14 protein-coding genes are annotated in these 15,162 nt (G+C 70.4%); 8 read left to right on the forward strand and 6 right to left on the reverse strand.

Annotated features, from left to right (window positions below; translation table 11 throughout):
- Window positions 1-87: 87 nt before the first annotated feature.
- From AB3M90_RS03430 to AB3M90_RS03440, 3 genes are read left to right on the forward strand one after another with little or no spacing between them, the layout of a single operon-like run.
- Window positions 88-1,002 carry an ABC transporter permease gene (locus AB3M90_RS03430; RefSeq protein ID WP_412949930.1) on the forward strand — a complete coding sequence of 305 codons (915 nt, stop codon included), beginning with the start codon at window positions 88-90 and terminating at the stop codon, window positions 1,000-1,002.
- Window positions 999-1,736, forward strand: a complete 738-nt coding sequence (locus tag AB3M90_RS03435) for an ABC transporter ATP-binding protein (protein ID WP_412949932.1) — start codon at window positions 999-1,001, stop codon at window positions 1,734-1,736. Before AB3M90_RS03430 ends, AB3M90_RS03435 begins: the two co-directional genes overlap by 4 nt.
- The gene (locus AB3M90_RS03440; protein ID WP_412949933.1) at window positions 1,733-3,688 is read left to right on the forward strand and encodes a DUF6541 family protein; all 1,956 of its coding nucleotides are present in this window, start codon (window positions 1,733-1,735) and stop codon (window positions 3,686-3,688) included. Before AB3M90_RS03435 ends, AB3M90_RS03440 begins: the two co-directional genes overlap by 4 nt.
- 21 nt (window positions 3,689-3,709) lie before the next feature.
- Here AB3M90_RS03440 and AB3M90_RS03445 read toward each other — a convergent pair whose 3' ends face one another.
- On the reverse strand, window positions 3,710-4,093 hold the full coding sequence (locus AB3M90_RS03445) for a DUF2304 domain-containing protein (RefSeq protein ID WP_412949934.1): 384 nt from the start codon (window positions 4,091-4,093) through the stop codon (window positions 3,710-3,712).
- Between the two features lie 4 nt (window positions 4,094-4,097).
- Entirely contained in the window at window positions 4,098-4,781 is a 684-nt protein-coding gene (locus AB3M90_RS03450) for a glycosyltransferase family 2 protein (RefSeq protein ID WP_412951207.1), read from the reverse strand.
- Window positions 4,782-4,866: 85 nt separating this feature from the next.
- On the opposite strand from AB3M90_RS03450, the gene AB3M90_RS03455 reads away from it, so the two are divergent.
- The 4 genes from AB3M90_RS03455 to AB3M90_RS03470 are packed head-to-tail and all read left to right on the forward strand — an operon-like array spanning window position 4,867 to window position 9,366.
- Window positions 4,867-5,478: an acyltransferase gene (locus AB3M90_RS03455; RefSeq protein WP_412949935.1), complete on the forward strand. Its 612-nt coding sequence runs from the start codon at window positions 4,867-4,869 to the stop codon at window positions 5,476-5,478.
- Window positions 5,475-6,572 (forward strand): DegT/DnrJ/EryC1/StrS family aminotransferase, encoded by a 1,098-nt coding sequence (locus AB3M90_RS03460; RefSeq protein WP_412949936.1) that lies wholly within the window; start codon window positions 5,475-5,477, stop codon window positions 6,570-6,572. The genes AB3M90_RS03455 and AB3M90_RS03460 overlap by 4 nt, the downstream gene beginning before the upstream one ends.
- Window positions 6,572-7,558: a Gfo/Idh/MocA family oxidoreductase gene (locus AB3M90_RS03465; RefSeq protein ID WP_412949938.1), complete on the forward strand. Its 987-nt coding sequence runs from the start codon at window positions 6,572-6,574 to the stop codon at window positions 7,556-7,558. The genes AB3M90_RS03460 and AB3M90_RS03465 overlap by 1 nt, the downstream gene beginning before the upstream one ends.
- Window positions 7,559-7,569: 11 nt before the next feature.
- A complete protein-coding gene (locus tag AB3M90_RS03470; protein ID WP_412949940.1) occupies window positions 7,570-9,366 on the forward strand; it encodes an ABC transporter ATP-binding protein in 1,797 nt (598 codons plus the stop codon).
- Between the two features lie 9 nt (window positions 9,367-9,375).
- Here AB3M90_RS03470 and AB3M90_RS03475 read toward each other — a convergent pair whose 3' ends face one another.
- Together AB3M90_RS03475 and AB3M90_RS03480 are read right to left on the reverse strand one after the other, a co-directional pair.
- Entirely contained in the window at window positions 9,376-10,461 is a 1,086-nt protein-coding gene (locus AB3M90_RS03475) for a glycosyltransferase (protein WP_412949941.1), read from the reverse strand.
- An 8-nt stretch (window positions 10,462-10,469) separates the two neighbouring features.
- A complete protein-coding gene (locus tag AB3M90_RS03480) occupies window positions 10,470-11,531 on the reverse strand; it encodes a glycosyltransferase family 2 protein (RefSeq protein WP_412949942.1) in 1,062 nt (353 codons plus the stop codon).
- Between the two features lie 184 nt (window positions 11,532-11,715).
- On the opposite strand from AB3M90_RS03480, the gene AB3M90_RS03485 reads away from it, so the two are divergent.
- Complete coding sequence (locus AB3M90_RS03485) at window positions 11,716-12,828, forward strand: acyltransferase family protein (RefSeq protein WP_412949943.1); 1,113 nt, start codon at window positions 11,716-11,718, stop codon at window positions 12,826-12,828.
- On the opposite strand, the gene AB3M90_RS03490 is transcribed toward AB3M90_RS03485, so the two are convergent.
- Both AB3M90_RS03490 and AB3M90_RS03495 read right to left on the reverse strand, forming a co-directional pair.
- Window positions 12,781-14,004, reverse strand: a complete 1,224-nt coding sequence (locus AB3M90_RS03490; RefSeq protein WP_412949944.1) for a glycosyltransferase family protein — start codon at window positions 14,002-14,004, stop codon at window positions 12,781-12,783. The two genes, AB3M90_RS03485 and AB3M90_RS03490, sit on opposite strands and share 48 nt — an antisense overlap.
- Window positions 14,004-15,161, reverse strand: coding sequence for a glycosyltransferase family 4 protein (locus AB3M90_RS03495; protein ID WP_412949945.1), 1,158 nt, complete (start codon window positions 15,159-15,161; stop codon window positions 14,004-14,006). Before AB3M90_RS03495 ends, AB3M90_RS03490 begins: the two co-directional genes overlap by 1 nt.
- Between the last annotated feature and the right edge of the window lies 1 nt (window position 15,162).

The following is a 15,162-nucleotide window of genomic DNA, read 5'->3' on the forward strand; positions in this document are numbered from 1 at the left end:
GAGGACACCCTTCGGGGTGTCCTCGGTCGGTTTCCAGGGGTGGAATAGGATACTGGGATGCGCTGCGACGACCCACGTCGCAGCTGAATGAGTGGGCCCGTGACAGATACCCGTGATCTTTTCGCCGTCGTCCCGCGTTCCGAGTTCGACACCCCTGGCACCAGTCGGGGCCTGATCGATGTCGTGCGCTGGCGCTACCTCCTGTACCTGCTGGTGCGGACGGGCGTCACCACGCGCTACCGCAACTCGGTGCTCGGCTGGACCTGGTCCTACGTGCGGCCTGGCGCGCAGTTCCTCGTGTTCTGGGTCGTGCTCGGGCTGTTCCTGAGCCTCAACCGCGACATCCAGAACTACCCCGTCTACCTGTTCTCGGGCATCGTGGTCATCAACCTGTTCTCCGAGGCGTTCAAGAACGCGACGACCTCGATCGTGAACAACGCGCCGCTGGTGCGGAAGGTGTTCCTGCCGCGCCAGCTCTTCGCCGTGTCGTCGGTGATGGTGGCGTTCATCCACTTCCTCCCGCAGCTCGCCCTGCTGCTCATCGTCTGCCTGTTCATGGGCTGGATCCCGGGCATCACGGTCCTCTCCGTGCTCGCGGCCCTGGCCGGGATCGTCATCGTGTCGCTCTTCGCGCTCGGCATCGGACTCTTCTTCGGCGCGCTCAACGTGCGCTTCCGCGACGCCGAGAACATCGTCGAGCTGCTGCTCCTGCTGGCCACCTGGGCGTCGCCCGTGCTCTACGCCTGGACGATGGTGCAAGACGCGATGGACAAGCTCGGCTGGCCGCAGTGGCTCGTGAACCTCTACCTGCTCAACCCCATCACCCAAGGGGTCGAGCTCTTCCACTACGCGTTCTGGCGGCCGGTGACCGCTGTGACGATGGACCTTCCGCCCGAGCTCGGCTGGAACACGCTCTGGACGTTCCTGATCTCCGTCGGCACCCTGCTGATCGGGCAGCTGGTGTTCCGGCGCCTCGAAGGAAGGTTCGCGCAAGACCTATGAGCATCGTGACCGCTTCGCGCCCGAGCATCGTCGTCGATGGCGTCCGCAAGAACTTCACCCTCAACCACGCCCTGTCGTTCAAGGACACCGTGGTGGCCTGGATCCGCCGCCGCCGGACCAGCAGCACCTTCGAGGCTCTCAAGGGGCTCGACCTGGTCATCAACGAGGGCGAGTCCGTCGCGATCCTCGGCCTGAACGGCTCCGGCAAGTCCACCCTGCTCAAGCTCATCTCCGGCGTCATGGAGCCGGATGCCGGTGAGGTGCTCACGCGCGGACGCGTGGCCGGGCTCATCGAGGTCGGCGCCGGATTCCATCCCGAACTCTCCGGCCGCGAGAACGTCTTCCTCAACGCCGCCATCCTGGGGATGCAGCGCAAGGAGGTCGAGGAGCGCTACGACGAGATCGTCGCCTTCAGTGAGATCGAGGAGTTCATCGATCAGGAGGTCAAGCACTACTCGTCGGGCATGTTCATGCGGCTGGCCTTCTCGGTCGCCATCCATGTCGAGCTCGACGTGCTCCTGGTCGACGAGATCCTCTCGGTGGGCGACGCGCCCTTCCGCGAGAAGTGCCGCCTGAAGTTCGCCGAGCTCATCGCGCAGAAGAAGACCCTCGTCGTGGTCAGTCACGACATGGAGATGGTCCGCGAGCTCTGCACCAGAGGCGTGGTGATCAACAAGGGCGAGGTCATCTACGACGGCGAGATCGAGGGCGCGATCGCGCTGGTCGACGAATGATCACCGACTGGCTCGCCCAGGCGGGGCCCATCGGCCTGGCCGCGGCCGTGATGCTGCTGCCGGGACTGGCGATCGGCACGGGGCTCCGCCTGCGCGGGCTGATGCTCTGGGCCGCGGCTCCCGCGGTCTCGGTCGGTCTTCTCGCGCTGCTCGCCGTCGTGTTCCCCTTCCTCGGCATCCGCTGGGGTCTGGTCGGCGTCGGCATCGCGGTCGTGGTCGTCGCCGTCGCGGTCCACCTCATCGCTTTCGCGGTGACCCGTCGGATCGCTCCACATCCCACAGAGGCGCGCCGGAGAGGGACGGGCCTGCTGGTCGGCGGCCTCCTGGTCGGCGCCGGGCTGAACGCCGCGCGACTGATGACCTACGTGGGAACGCCCGCGGCCATCTCGCAGACCAACGACGCGGTCTTCCACCTCAACGCGCTGCGCTGGGTCGCCGAGACGGGCTCGGCCTCGTCTTTCGATCTCTCCGGACTCATCGGCGGCACCTCGTTCTATCCCGCGGCGTGGCACGCGGTGGCCTCGCTGGTGGCGTGGGACAACGCGCAGATCCCGGTCGCCGCGAACGCCGTGGCTCTGGTGATCGCCGCGGTCGTGTGGCCGCTCGGCATCGCGCTGCTCGCCCGGGTCGTCAGCCGGGGCGATGTGCTCGTCACGGCGTTCGCCGCCGCGCTGTCGGCGGGGCTGCTCGCCTTCCCGCAGCTCATGTTCGAGTGGGGCGTGCTCTATCCCTACGCCGTGTCGCTCGCGGTCGTCCCGGCCGCCGTCGCGCTGACGATCACGGCGATGCGCCTCGGGATGGCCGCACGCCGGCCCCGACGCCTCGCCGTCGTGGCCGGGCCCGCCGCGGCCGCCCTGCTGGCGGTCGCGGCGACGACGCTCGCCCAGCCCTCCACCGTGCTCGTGTGGGGCGCGACCGTCATGCTCTGGCTCACGAGCGCGCTCCTGCGGCGCCGCCGCCGGTCCGCCGGCGCCTCCCGCGTCGGAGTGCTCCTCGTGATCGTCGCGGGCTGGGCCGCCGTGGCCGTGGTGTGGGCGGCGCTGGCCTATCTGGCCGGTCACGTGCTGTGGCGCTCGTACCGCGGCCCGGTCGGCGCGGTGGCCGATGTGCTCCTCAACAGCCACTCCCTGCTGCCCCCCGCGCTGGGGATGAGCGCACTGCTGATCGTCGGCATCGTGGTGCTGCTGCGTCGGCGCAGCATCCGCTGGCTGATCATCGGCTGGGCGGGCGTCTCGGTGCTGTACATCGTGAGCGTCGCCACCGATCTGCCGGTGATCAAGCGCGCCCTCACCGGTCCGTGGTACGGCGACTCGTTCCGCCTGGCGGCCGTCGTGCCGCTCTTCGTCGTGCCGCTGGCCGCTGTCGGGCTCGCCGTCGTCGTCCGGGCCGTCACCTCGCGCGGGCACCGGTGGGCCGTTCTTCCGCGCTCGGTCGTGTCGCCGCTCGCGATCGCCGTCGTCGCCGCCGTCGGAGCCGTGGGCATCATCGTCGCCCCCGTGATCCTGCTGCGCGTCGCGGCCGACACCGACGAGCAGTCCCGGTACGCGCTCAACGCGCGCAGCTATCTCTCGGCCGACGAGGACGCCCTGCTGCGGCAGCTGCCCGACCTCGTCCCCGAGGACGCTCTGATCATCGCGAACCCCTCGACCGGGGCGGCCCTCGCGTACGTGCTCGGCGAGCGCGACGTCATCCCGCGCACCTGGTCGCCTCCGCAGTCCAGCGCCTGGGACGTCCTGGCTGCCGATCTGCGGGATGCCGGTGACGATCCGGCCGTCTGCGAGGCGCTGGCCGCCTACGGCAGGCCCGGCTACGTGCTGGACTTCGGCATCGGGGGAACGGGGCCGGGCGAGTACCTGATGCCGGGGATGACCGGGTTCTCGGGACGGCCCGGCTTCGAGGAGGTGGCGGCCGAGGGCGATGCCAGCCTCTGGCGGATCACCGCCTGCGACTAGGCAGGTGCCTCTTCACCGCGGTCACGCGTCGTCGGAGTCCTCGACCTTGTCGGAGCCGTGGGGGGTGATGCCCGCGGGATCGGTGGTCGCCTGCAGCAGAGCCAGCTTGCGGGCCAGCAGCGTCAGTCGGCGCTGCTGCGCCGCGTTGCGTCTCGACTGCGTGTAGACGAAGACGAGGAACATCAGCACCAGCGCGTAGAGCAGCAGATCCGTGCCGCGGCCGACGCCCACGAGGTTGGCGACCCAGGTGAGCCACTGCGGGAAGAGGATCGAGACGATCGCGACGAGCCCGAAGGCGCCGTAGAGCAGGCGGCGGATCGCGAGGTGGTTGTCGGCGCCGGTGCGGCGCATGAAGAAGGCGCCGATGGCGACGACGCCGGCGATGAGGACGATCTGGATCCACATGGCGTTACCTCACGATCAGGTCGACGAGGATGTTGACGGAGTTGAGCACGGACTGCCCCTTCGACTTCGAGTAGTCGGTGTACAGCAGTTCCACGGGATGCTCGATCCACGGCAGCCCGGTGTGCCCCAGCTGCAGCACGATCTCGGTCGCGTGCGCCATCCGGTCCTGCTTCAGCTGGATCTGGCGGGCGGCATCGGCGCGGATGACGCGGAGTCCGTTGTGCGCATCGGTGAGCTTGACGCTGGTGGTGAGGTTCGTCACCCACACGGCGGTCTTGAGGATGACGCGCTTCATCCAGCCCGGGTTCGTCCGGTCGTCGAGGAAGCGGGAGCCGAACACGATCGCCGCGCCTGAGGCGCGCGCCGCCGCGACCATGGCCACGGCGTCTTCCACCCGGTGCTGCCCGTCGGCGTCGAACGTCACGATGTAGTCGCATCCGGGCTGGGCCAGGGCGTAGTCGATCCCCGTCTGCAGCGCCGCGCCCTGACCCAGGTTGATCGGGTGCTCCACGATGTGCGCACCGGCGCGTCGGGCCTCATCGAGCGAGCCGTCGGTCGATCCGTCGTCGATGCAGACGACGTGGGGGAACGAGGGGAGGAGGGCTGCGATCACTCCCGCGATCACCGTGGCCTCGTTGTACAGCGGGACGACGACCCAGGTGTGCGGATCGGGGCTGGCTGGGTTGATCACCGTCCTATCCTCTCAGGAAACCGGTGAGCGAGCAGATAGGATGGCCGAGTCCCGTGCTCCCGTCCTGCGAGAAGAGTTCTGCATGCCCTCACCGACCGATGTCCGGATCGTCGATTCGGCGGATGTGTCCCCGGAGGCGCAGATCGGCGCAGGCAGCTCGATCTGGCATCTCGCGCAGGTGCGGGAGGACGCCCGCCTCGGCGAGAACTGCATCGTGGGCCGCGGCGCCTACATCGGGACGGGCGTGGTCATGGGCGACAACTGCAAGGTGCAGAACTACGCCCTCGTGTACGAGCCGGCCCGCTTGGGCGACGGCGTGTTCATCGGGCCCGCGGTCGTGCTCACGAACGACACGTACCCGCGGGCGATCAACGCCGACGGCACGATCAAGAGCGCGCACGACTGGGAGCCCGTGGGCGTGACCATCGAGCGCGGCGCGGCGATCGGCGCGCGCGCGACCTGCGTCGCGCCGGTGACGATCGGGGCCTGGGCGACCGTGGCCGCCGGCGCCGTCGTCGTGAAGGACGTTCCGGCCTACGCGCTCGTGGCCGGCGTGCCGGCTCGCCGCATCGGCTGGGTGGGCGAGTCGGGTGTGCCGCTGACGGCCGGCGACGACGACAAGACCTGGGTGTGCCCCGCGACCGGCGCGCGCTACACCGAGACTGACGGAACACTGATCAAGGAGACCGTGTGAGCGAGTTCATTCCCCCCGCCAAGCCGATCATCGGCGACGAAGAGCGCGAGGCCGTCGACCGGGTGCTGCGCAGCGGCATGGTCGCGCAGGGCCCGGAGGTCGCGGCCTTCGAGAACGAGTTCTCCGAGCACTTCGTGCCCGGGCGCCCCTCGGTGGCGGTCAACTCGGGGACCGCCGGTCTGCACCTCGGACTGCTCGCCGCCGGCGTCGGCGCAGGCGACGAGGTCATCGTGCCGTCGTTCACGTTCGCCGCGACCGGCAACTCGGTCGCGCTCACCGGCGGCACGCCCGTGTTCGTCGACATCGAGCCCGACACGTTCTCGCTCGACCCCGAGGCCGTGGCGGCCGCGATCACCCCGAAGACCAAGGGCATCCTGCCGGTGCACCTGTACGGCCACCCGGCCCGCATGCGCGAGCTCGAGAAGCTCGCCGCCGACCGGGGCGTCGCCCTGTACGAAGACGCGGCGCAGGCGCACGGCGCCTCGCTCGACGGCCGCCCGGTCGGATCGTTCGGCGAGTTCGCCATGTTCAGCCTGTACCCGACGAAGAACATGACCAGCGGCGAGGGGGGCATGGTCACGACGGCGACCGAGGACATCGCCCGACGGGTGAAGCTGCTGCGCAACCAGGGCATGGAGCGACAGTACGAGAACGAGGTCGTCGGCTTCAACGCGCGCATGACCGACATCCACGCGGCCATCGGCCGTGTGCAGCTGACGAAGGTCGACGCCTGGACGAAGACGCGCCAGGCCAACGCCGCCTTCCTCGACGCGAACCTCGAGGGCGTCGTCGTGCCGCCGGTCGCCGACGGCGCGGTGCACGTCTACCACCAGTACACGGTGCGCGTCCCCGAGGACCGCGACGGGTTCGTCGCCGCGCTGAAGAGCGAGCACAACGTCGGCGCCGGCGTCTACTATCCGATCCCGAACCACCGTCTTCCCTCGCTGGCGCCGTACGCGCCCGGGCTCGACCTTCCCGAGACCGAGCGCGCTGCCCGCGAGGTCGTCTCGCTGCCGGTGCACCCGTCGCTCAGCCGCGACGACCTCGAGCGCATCGTCGCGGCCGTGAACGCCGTGGCCGGAGCAGGCGCCTGATGGCCGATCTGCGTGCCGGACTGCTCGGCGTCGGGATGATGGGGCGCCACCACGCCCGCGTGCTTCGCGACGTCGACGGGGTCGACCTGGTCGCCATCGCCGACCCGGGTGGCGACCCGCACGGGGTCGCGGGCGGCCTCGAGATCCTTCCCGACATCGACGCACTGATCGACGCGGGCATCGACCTCGCCGTGGTCGCCGTGCCGACCCGGTTCCACGAGGATGCCGCGCTCAAGCTCGCCGAGGCGGGCGTGCACACGCTGGTCGAGAAGCCGATCGCGCACAACGTCGAGGCCGGTCGTCGCATGACCGACGCCTTCGCGTCGCGCGGCCTCGTCGGGGCGGTGGGTCACGTCGAGCGCTTCAACCCGGCTCTGCAGGAGCTGCGGCGCCGCCTCGAGGGCGGCGAGCTCGGCGACGTGTTCCAGATCGCCACCCGTCGCCAGAGCACCTTCCCCGCGCGCATCGCCGACGTCGGCGTGGCGAAGGACCTCGCCTCCCATGACATCGACCTCACCAGCTGGGTGGCGCAGAGCGAGTACAAGACGGTGTTCGCCCAGACGGCGCACCGCAGCGGTCGAGAGTTCGAGGACATGATCACGGTCACGGGGCGCCTCGCCAACGGCGTCATCGTCAACCACCTCGTCAACTGGCTCTCGCCGATGAAGGAGCGCGTCACGGTGGTGACCGGCGATCGCGGCACCTTCATCGCCGACACCGCGACGGGCGACCTGACGTTCTACGCCAACGGCACCATCCCGCTGGAATGGGATTCGATCTCGTCGTTCCGCGGCGTGTCCGAGGGCGACATCACCCGCTACTCCTACGCCAAGCGCGAGCCGCTGAAGGTCGAGCACGAGGCGTTCCGCGACGCGGTCCTCGGCAAGCCGAGCGACCTCGTGACCATGGAGCAGGGGCTGCACACCCTCGCCGTGGTCGAGGGCGCCGTCACCTCGGCCGCCACCGGCGTGTCGACCACGTTCTGAGCAGTGAGCGAATGAAGAGAATCTGGCCGGTCCTCAAGGATCTCCTGCCGCTACTGCCCGTGGGGGCGCAGCGGTACTTCGTGGGGTACATGATCGCCACGACCGTGATCACCTCGCTCGACGTCATCGCGATGTCGCTTCTCGCGGTGCTCATCGGTCCGGCGCTCGCCGGGGGGAACATGAACCTCCCGATCCTCGGCGAGATCGGCCCGGACCAGGTTCCTCTCATCGCCGTCGCCGCCTGCGGTCTCATCATCCTCAAGTCGGTGCTGTCGGTCACGCTGCACTGGTTCGCGACGCGGCGGTTCGCCCGGTACGAGCTCGAGATCGGCGACCGGATGTTCAAGGCGTACATCAACTCCAGCTGGGAGGAGCGCTCCAAGCGCTCGGTGGCGGAGATCACCCGCATCGCCGACGGCGGCATCGCCAACACCATGGCCGGCTTCCTCCTGCCGCTGATGCGGGTGCCGAGTTCGATCTTCACGTTCGTGCTCATCATCGTCGTCCTCTTCGTGGCCGACCCGGTCACGTCGATCATCGCGCTCGTCTACCTGACGCTCGTCGCCTTCGTCGTGCACCAGGTCGTGACCAAGCGGGCGCTGGAGGCCGCGGTCGTCAACCGCGACTTCAGCTACCGCGTCGCCATCCTGATGACCGAGATGATGGACGCCCTGAAGGAGCTCAGCCTGCGCAACCGGCTCTCCGACGTGGCCGACCTGGTCACCGAGAACCGCAGCCGCTCCGTCCGTGCCCGCGCCAACGGATCGTTCCTGAGCATCATCCCCGGCTTCGCCTTCGAGGCCGCGCTGATCGGCGGGGTCATCCTGATCGGCTCGTTCGCCTTCGCCCAGGGCGGCCTGACCGGGGCGCTGTCGTCGGTGGCGCTCTTCGCCGCCACCGGCTTCCGCCTGATCCCGGCGATCACCGGCATCCAGGGAGGCATCGTCCAGGCGATCGCGACGATCCCGTCGGCCAACGACGTCATCGGCGACCTCACCGCCGCCGAGGAGGACATGGCGCGGTCGACCTCGCCCGCCGACACGGGAGAACTCGCCGCCTCGCCCCGCGAACTGCGCCTCGAGGACGTGCGCTTCCGGTACCCCAAGGCCGATGACGACGTCATCCGCGGGATGTCGCTGGAGATCCCCCTCGGCAGCTCGCTCGGCATCGTCGGCCCGTCGGGTGCCGGCAAGTCGACCCTGATCGACCTCATCCTCGGCCTCAGCCAGGCATCGAGCGGATCCATCACCATCGACGGCGCCCCGCTCGGCAGCGTGCTGCGGCAGTGGCGCGGTCGCGTGGGCTACGTGCCGCAGAAGGTGGCCCTCTTCGACGGGACCATCGCTCAGAACGTCGCGCTGACCTGGACCGACGAGGTCGATGAGGAGCGCGTCCTCCGTGCGCTGGAGCGCGCGCAGCTGGGCAGCCTGGTGCGTTCGCGCGCCGGCGGCATCCACGAGCGCATCGGCGAACGCGGCGTCTCGCTCTCGGGCGGTCAGCAGCAGCGCCTCGGCATCGCACGCGCGCTCTACACCGATCCGCTGGTGCTGGTGCTCGATGAGGCGACCAGCTCGCTCGACACCAAGACCGAAGACGAGGTCACCAAGTCGATCCGCTCGCTGCAGGGCGAGGTCACCCTGATCTCGGTGGCGCACCGGCTCTCGACGATCAAGGACTACGACCGCATCTGCTATCTCGACGAGGGCGTCATCGCCGCCTCGGGACGGTTCCACGAGGTCGCGGCCGATCTGCCGGCCTTCGCCGAGCAGGTGTTCCTGGCCGGGCTCGCCCGCGACGCGAAGAACTGACGCCCCGCCTCAGGCGGTCGAGGCCCGGAGCCCCGCGCCCAGCGTGCGCAGCGGTGCCTGCCGGTGCAGCAGCCGCAGCGGGTCGCGGGTCACGATGGCCGCGAGCCGGCGGTACTCTCCGCGGGTCTCGACGAGCGCGGAGAGGCGCCGGTCGTCGACCAGCGGGGAGCGGACGGCGTCGAGGAGGCGACGATCGGCGACCGAGAGCAGCCGCAGGGCACCGGGGGCGATGTCTTCGAGCCGGTCGAGCACGCGGATGAACTCCGACGCCTGTTCGCGCACGCCGTTCCCGCGCGTCAGGTGCGCCCGCAGGACGTCGACGTAGTGCAGACGGATCAGCTTGACCACGAGCGCCTCGCGGTCGCGGCGGCTCCAACCTCCGAACCCGTCGAGGGCCTCGATCGCGACGAGGAACGCGAAGTCCTCGGCCACCGGGCGCGGGGCGGAGGTCACCCGGTCGGCGGCGTCGTCGTTGATCGTGTAGGCCGGGCCGTGCAGGTCGTAGGCGATCTCCGCGCCGCTGAACCACAGTGCCGTCGAGTAGGCGAGGTCCTCGCCGGACGTGAGGCCCTCGGTGAATCGCAGGCCCTCGAAACGCCGACGGTCGATGAGGCCGACGGGCGCGCTCCGGTAGGCGAGGCGGTCCTTGCGGGGGTCGAGGCCCGTGGTGCGACGACCGTTGCGCACCGGCGGGTAGGGGTCGCACCCGCCGCCGCCCAGCTGGATCCGCGCCAGCACGACGGCGGCCGAGGTGCGCTTCTGCAGTGCGAGCCAGGAGTCGACGGCCCCCGGGGCGAGCTCGTCGTCGGAGCCCATGACCGAGACGAAGCGGGCGTCTGCGAGACCGAACCCGAGATTCATCGGTCCGGCCGGCGAGGGGATGCCGTCGCGCAGTTCGCGCATGCGCACCCGAGGATGATCCGCGTATGCCCCGAGGTTGCCCCGGATGACCTGCGGATCGATGTTGTGGGCGACGACCGTCACCCGCACCGCAGCGCGGGTGTGGTCGACGACGGATGCCACGGCGCGGGCGATCGGCCGTGACGCGGAGTGGACCGGGACGGTCACGTCGACGAGGGGGGAGGTGCGCTGCATGAGGACGGTCAGGCGACGGTCGCGCGGAGCGTGCGGTAGGGGCCCTGTCGGTGCAGGGCGAGCAGGGGATTGCGGGGGAGCAGGGCCTGCGGGGAGCGCCCCCAGCGGGCGGACAGCAGGGCGAGGACGCGCTCGTGATCGATGTCGGTCTCGTCGAGGGCGTCGAGGACGGCGCGGTCGGCCCGGGAGAGCAGGGCGACGGAGCCCGGGGCCATCCGTTCGATCCGGTCGACGACCGCCCTCAGCTCCGCGCGGTGAGCGGCGAGCCCCTCGGGGCTGCGCAGCCGCAGGAGGATGGCGTCGAACACGTGCATGCGCAGGGTCTTGATCCCGAGCGCCTGCCGCTGAGCGCGATCGAGCCGGTCGAACCACGCCGCTTCCGAGATGGCGTCGAGGAACGCGAAGTCGTCGGCGACCGGGCGCGCGGCGAAGGTCACCCGATCGTCACCGTCCTCGTGCACGAAGTACCCCGGAGACGTGCGCGCATAGGCGATGTTCGCTCCGGTGAACCAGAGCACGGCTGTGAACTCGAGGTCTTCGCCGGAGCCGAGGCCGGGCGTGAAGCGCAGCGACCCGAAGCGCTCGCGCGAGATCAGTCCGAGCGGTGCGCTGCGATACGCGAGACGGTCCTTCACGGCATCCAGATCGCGGATGCGGCGTCGGCGGGTGGGCGGAAGGGGATCGGGCCCGGCGAGCTGGCGGTCGATGCGCGCCAGAACCGTCGTCGCCCCGGCCGCCTCGGCGAGCTCGAGCCAGGCGTCGAGGGCACCGGGCGAGAACTCGTCGTCGGAGCCGAGCAGGGCGACGTAGCGGGCGGTCGCCGCATCCAGACCGTGGTTCATGGGCCCGGCGGGCGACGGGATGCCGTCGCGCAGACCCAGGAGGAGGACGTCGGGGTGATCGGCGAAGCGCCCCAGCTGCGCGCGGATCTCGTCGGGGTCGATGTTGTGCGCGACCACGATGGCCCGCACCGACGCCCGGGTCGCTGTGATGACCGACGACACGGCCCGCTCGATCGGTCGCTGCGCCGAATGCACCGCGATGACCACGTCGACGTCGTATTCGCTCATCGAAACGATCCTACGGGGCCCCTCCGAGCCCGCCAACCGGCCGTGCCGTCGCCGGTTGGTAGAATCGCCGAGGACTTCTCGAGTCGAATCAGGACAGGAACCCCCACTGCACGCCTCAGCGACACTCGCCCAGCCGACGGCCCGGCTCGACGCCCTCACCGGTCTTCGGTGGTGGGCGGCGTTCGTGGTGTTCTTCTATCACATCCTCGTGTTCGCCCCGTTGCCCGGACCGATCTCGCAGGTGTTCGCGCAGGGGTACTACGGCGTGACGTTCTTCTTCGTGCTGTCCGGCTTCGTGCTGACCTGGTCGGCGCGCCCGCGGGTGTCGACCTCGACCTTCTACTGGCGGCGCTTCGCCCGCATCTGGCCCTCGCACATGGTCGCCCTGCTGCTGGCGATCCCGGTCTTCTACACCCTGGGCACCGTGCCTGAGGGGAGCTTCCTCAAGCCGTTCGACCCCGGCGTCCTCGCGCTCTCCGTGGTCCTGCTGCAGGGCTGGTGGCTGGCCCCGCTCATCCTGTTCTCGGGCAACCCGGCCGCCTGGACCCTGACGTGCGAGGCGTTCTTCTACGCCCTGCATCCCTGGATCTCGCGCGTGCTCGTGCCGACGCTGCGACGAGGCGCCCTGTTCTTCGCCGCCGGTGTCGTCCTGACCGCGTTCCTCTACCGTCTCTCCGTCGTCCTCTGGCCCGACTCCGGACTCGCGCTCGTCCCGCTCCCCGTCCAGCGTCTGCCCGAGTTCGTGCTCGGCATGGCGCTCGCCTGGGCGATGAGGTCGGGCTGGCGCCCCCGCATCCATCCGGTGATCGGCGTCGGCTCGCTGCTCGTGGTCATCGGCGCGTCGCTGGTGTCGCAGCGCTACCTGCTCGGGGTGCCGGTTCTGCAGTACGTGCCGACCTTCACCAACGAGCTGTTCACCGTGGCGTGCGCGCTGGCGATCGTCTCGCTCGCATCCCGCTCGCTGGCCGGCAAGCGCTCGTTCTTCGAGTCCCGCCTGCAGGTCACGCTCGGGGAGTGGTCGTTCGCCTTCTACCTCGTGCATGCGACGTTCATCTACATCGCGCTGCGCGTGTTCGGCTACCAGGAGCCGTCGTGGTGGAACGTCTTCTGGTTCCTCGCCCTGCTGGCCGTCGACATCGTGGCCGCCTGGGCGCTGCACAGCTTCGTCGAGCGTCCCGTGGAGAAGCGGATGCGACGCTGGAAGGACCGACGCGATCAGGAGCGCAGCGCTCGGACGGCGCCCGCCGTGTCAGTGGGCGTCGATCCACTCGGAGACGAGAGCGCGCGCGCTCGCTGACCCCGAGTGCACCGCGGCGACGAATGCAGGACCGGCCTCGGCCGCGCGCGCGGCGGCCTGCGGGTCATCGAGGATTCCCGTCACGACCTCGCGGAGTGTGTCGGGCGTCGCCTCGACGATCGGCAGCTCCCGGCCGGTGAACTCACGCACGCGATCCCGCACGCCGGGGAGCACGTGGCCGACCACGATGCGCCCGGCCGCGAGCGCCTCGCACGCGGCGACGCCGTACGAGCCCAGGCGGAACTGATCGAGCACGATGTCGGCCGACTCGTAGATGCCCGGCATGTCGGCGGCCGCAGCGCCCGTGATCAGCCGGTAGTCGAGCCGCCCCGCCGCGCGCAGGTCGGCGAGGGCCGGCTCGATGAGGTGACTGCCCTTCTGCACCGGTGAGCTCGACGCGTGCATGACGACCGGGGTCCCGCCCTGGAGCGGGGGGCGTCGCGCGCGGAAACGAGCCGCGTCGACCACGACGGGGCACCAGGTCGCCTCGGGAACGTCGTCGAGCAGGTCGGGCGTCGAGACGAACGTCGGCAGCGGGACGGATCGCAGCAGGGCGAGGTTCTTCTCCGCATCCGCCTGCAGCACGGCCGTGCGCGGGTCTTCGGGGTACGGCGACCAGGGCGTGCGCCGGGCGTGGGCCGCGGGATCGCGGATGTCGGTGCCGTGGCAGATGTACGCGACCGAGAGTCCGGCGTCGCGCAGGGCAGCGATCTCGGCGGCGAGGTCGCGGTCGAACAGGCGCCCGAACAGGGAGCGCTCCGCCTCGACGAGCACGTGGGTGAAACGGGTGGCGGCCTGCCACTCGCCCTCGGCCCAGGGGAGGGAGGCGTTGACGGTCGCGATCGGCACGGTGGTGTCGGCCGGGAAGCGGAATCCTCCGGGCAGCTCGACGGCGACGTTGCGCGCGCCGATCCGCGGATCGGCGGCCTCGGCCGCGCGCGCCCAGGCGAACGCCTGCCCGGAGTAATTGGTCGGTGCGATGTACAGGCGGATCGCGGCGTCGGGCACGGTCGTCGGCTCGACGGATGCTCCGCCGCCGAGCAGCCGCGATGCGAGCCGGCCCATCGGGCCGTCCGGGTCGCGGGCGACCGACTCCATCGCGCGATTCATCCATCCGGGCAGCGACGACCGGTGGCGCATGAGCCACTCCGTCGCCGTCGTGAAGACGCCGGCCATCAGCCCCTCCTCCGCGCGGCCGTGCGCAGCACGTCGACGACACGGCGGGCGACGGCCGACATCGAATGCTCCTCGGCGGTCCACTCGCCCAACGCCATCCGCTGCTCGGGAGCGAGTCGGCGGGCGGCGAGCTCGGTCATCGCATCCGCGATCTCCCTGGCGTCGTAGGCGCAGGCGATGCCCGCCCGCACCTGACGATTCGCCTCGTGGAGCACGGCCGCGGTCGGACCGGGACCGGCGAAGATGACGGGGCACCCCGCCGAGAGCGACGAGAACACCTTCGAGGCGTAGGAGTACTCGTAGACGGTGCTGGGGCGGATGGTCGCCACGCTCGCCACCGCGGCTGCCAGATGGGGCAGCAGCTCCGCCGGCGGCACGGGATCGAGGTACTCGACGCTCGCGGCGACCCCGAGTTCCTCGGCACGGGATTCGACGGTCGGCCGTTCACTGCCGTTGCCGATGAAGCGCAGCACATAGCCGGGGTGGTGGGCGAGGAAGGCCGCGAACGCGTCGACGACGATCTCGGCGCCGTGCGAGGCGGAATAGCTTCCGGCGTACACGAAGAGGCGCTCCGGCTCGGCGAACGCCGGCGGGAACTCCCGTGTGTCGGCGCCGAATCCGGTGACGGCGACGGGGCGGTCGATGCCGAGCAGGCGCAACCGGTCGACCACGCCCTGCGAGATGGTGACGATGCGTGCCGCGCCCCGCAGCGCGAACCGCTCCATCGCGCGCAGCACCGTGATCACGACGGGGGAGACGGGCTCGAGTTGAGCGGCATCCGACCAGATGTCGGCGGCGTCGTAGACGTACGGGATGCGGCGGAGCGCGCAGATCACGCGCACGACGATGCCGGTCGTGGGCGGGGGCTCCATGAAGACGACGTCGGGCCGCCGGGCGACCAGCAGACGGACGGCGAGGGGGATGTCGAAGCTCAGATACGGCAGGTAGCCGCGCACGTACCCGTTGGCGTCGCGGAGCACCGGGAAGGTGCGGACGCGCTCACCGCGCGGATGCGGAGCCATGCCGCGCGGGGGCGACGCCGTGATCACGTCGACGTCCTCTCCCTGCGCGAGCAGCTCGTCGGCGACCGCGCCGAGGTAGATCGACGCAGCGGCCGGCTCGGGGCGGTAGATGCGGGAGACGATGGTGACCCGCATG

The sequence above is a fragment of the Microbacterium martis genome, assembly GCF_047246685.1.
GTDB lineage: Bacteria > Actinomycetota > Actinomycetes > Actinomycetales > Microbacteriaceae > Microbacterium.

Excerpts from the sequence above, each read along its gene's own strand:
- AB3M90_RS03430 (WP_412949930.1), top strand. The coding sequence starts at position 88 with ATGAGTGGGCCCGTGACAGATACCCGTGATCTTTTCGCCGTCGTCCCG.
- AB3M90_RS03435 (WP_412949932.1), top strand. The coding sequence starts at position 999 with ATGAGCATCGTGACCGCTTCGCGCCCGAGCATCGTCGTCGATGGCGTC.
- AB3M90_RS03440 (WP_412949933.1), top strand. The coding sequence starts at position 1,733 with ATGATCACCGACTGGCTCGCCCAGGCGGGGCCCATCGGCCTGGCCGCG.
- AB3M90_RS03445 (WP_412949934.1), bottom strand. The coding sequence starts at position 4,093 with ATGTGGATCCAGATCGTCCTCATCGCCGGCGTCGTCGCCATCGGCGCC.
- AB3M90_RS03455 (WP_412949935.1), top strand. The coding sequence starts at position 4,867 with ATGCCCTCACCGACCGATGTCCGGATCGTCGATTCGGCGGATGTGTCC.
- AB3M90_RS03465 (WP_412949938.1), top strand. The coding sequence starts at position 6,572 with ATGGCCGATCTGCGTGCCGGACTGCTCGGCGTCGGGATGATGGGGCGC.
- AB3M90_RS03470 (WP_412949940.1), top strand. The coding sequence starts at position 7,570 with ATGAAGAGAATCTGGCCGGTCCTCAAGGATCTCCTGCCGCTACTGCCC.
- AB3M90_RS03475 (WP_412949941.1), bottom strand. The coding sequence starts at position 10,461 with ATGCAGCGCACCTCCCCCCTCGTCGACGTGACCGTCCCGGTCCACTCC.
- AB3M90_RS03480 (WP_412949942.1), bottom strand. The coding sequence starts at position 11,531 with ATGAGCGAATACGACGTCGACGTGGTCATCGCGGTGCATTCGGCGCAG.
- AB3M90_RS03490 (WP_412949944.1), bottom strand. The coding sequence starts at position 14,004 with ATGGCCGGCGTCTTCACGACGGCGACGGAGTGGCTCATGCGCCACCGG.
- AB3M90_RS03495 (WP_412949945.1), bottom strand. The coding sequence starts at position 15,161 with ATGCGGGTCACCATCGTCTCCCGCATCTACCGCCCCGAGCCGGCCGCT.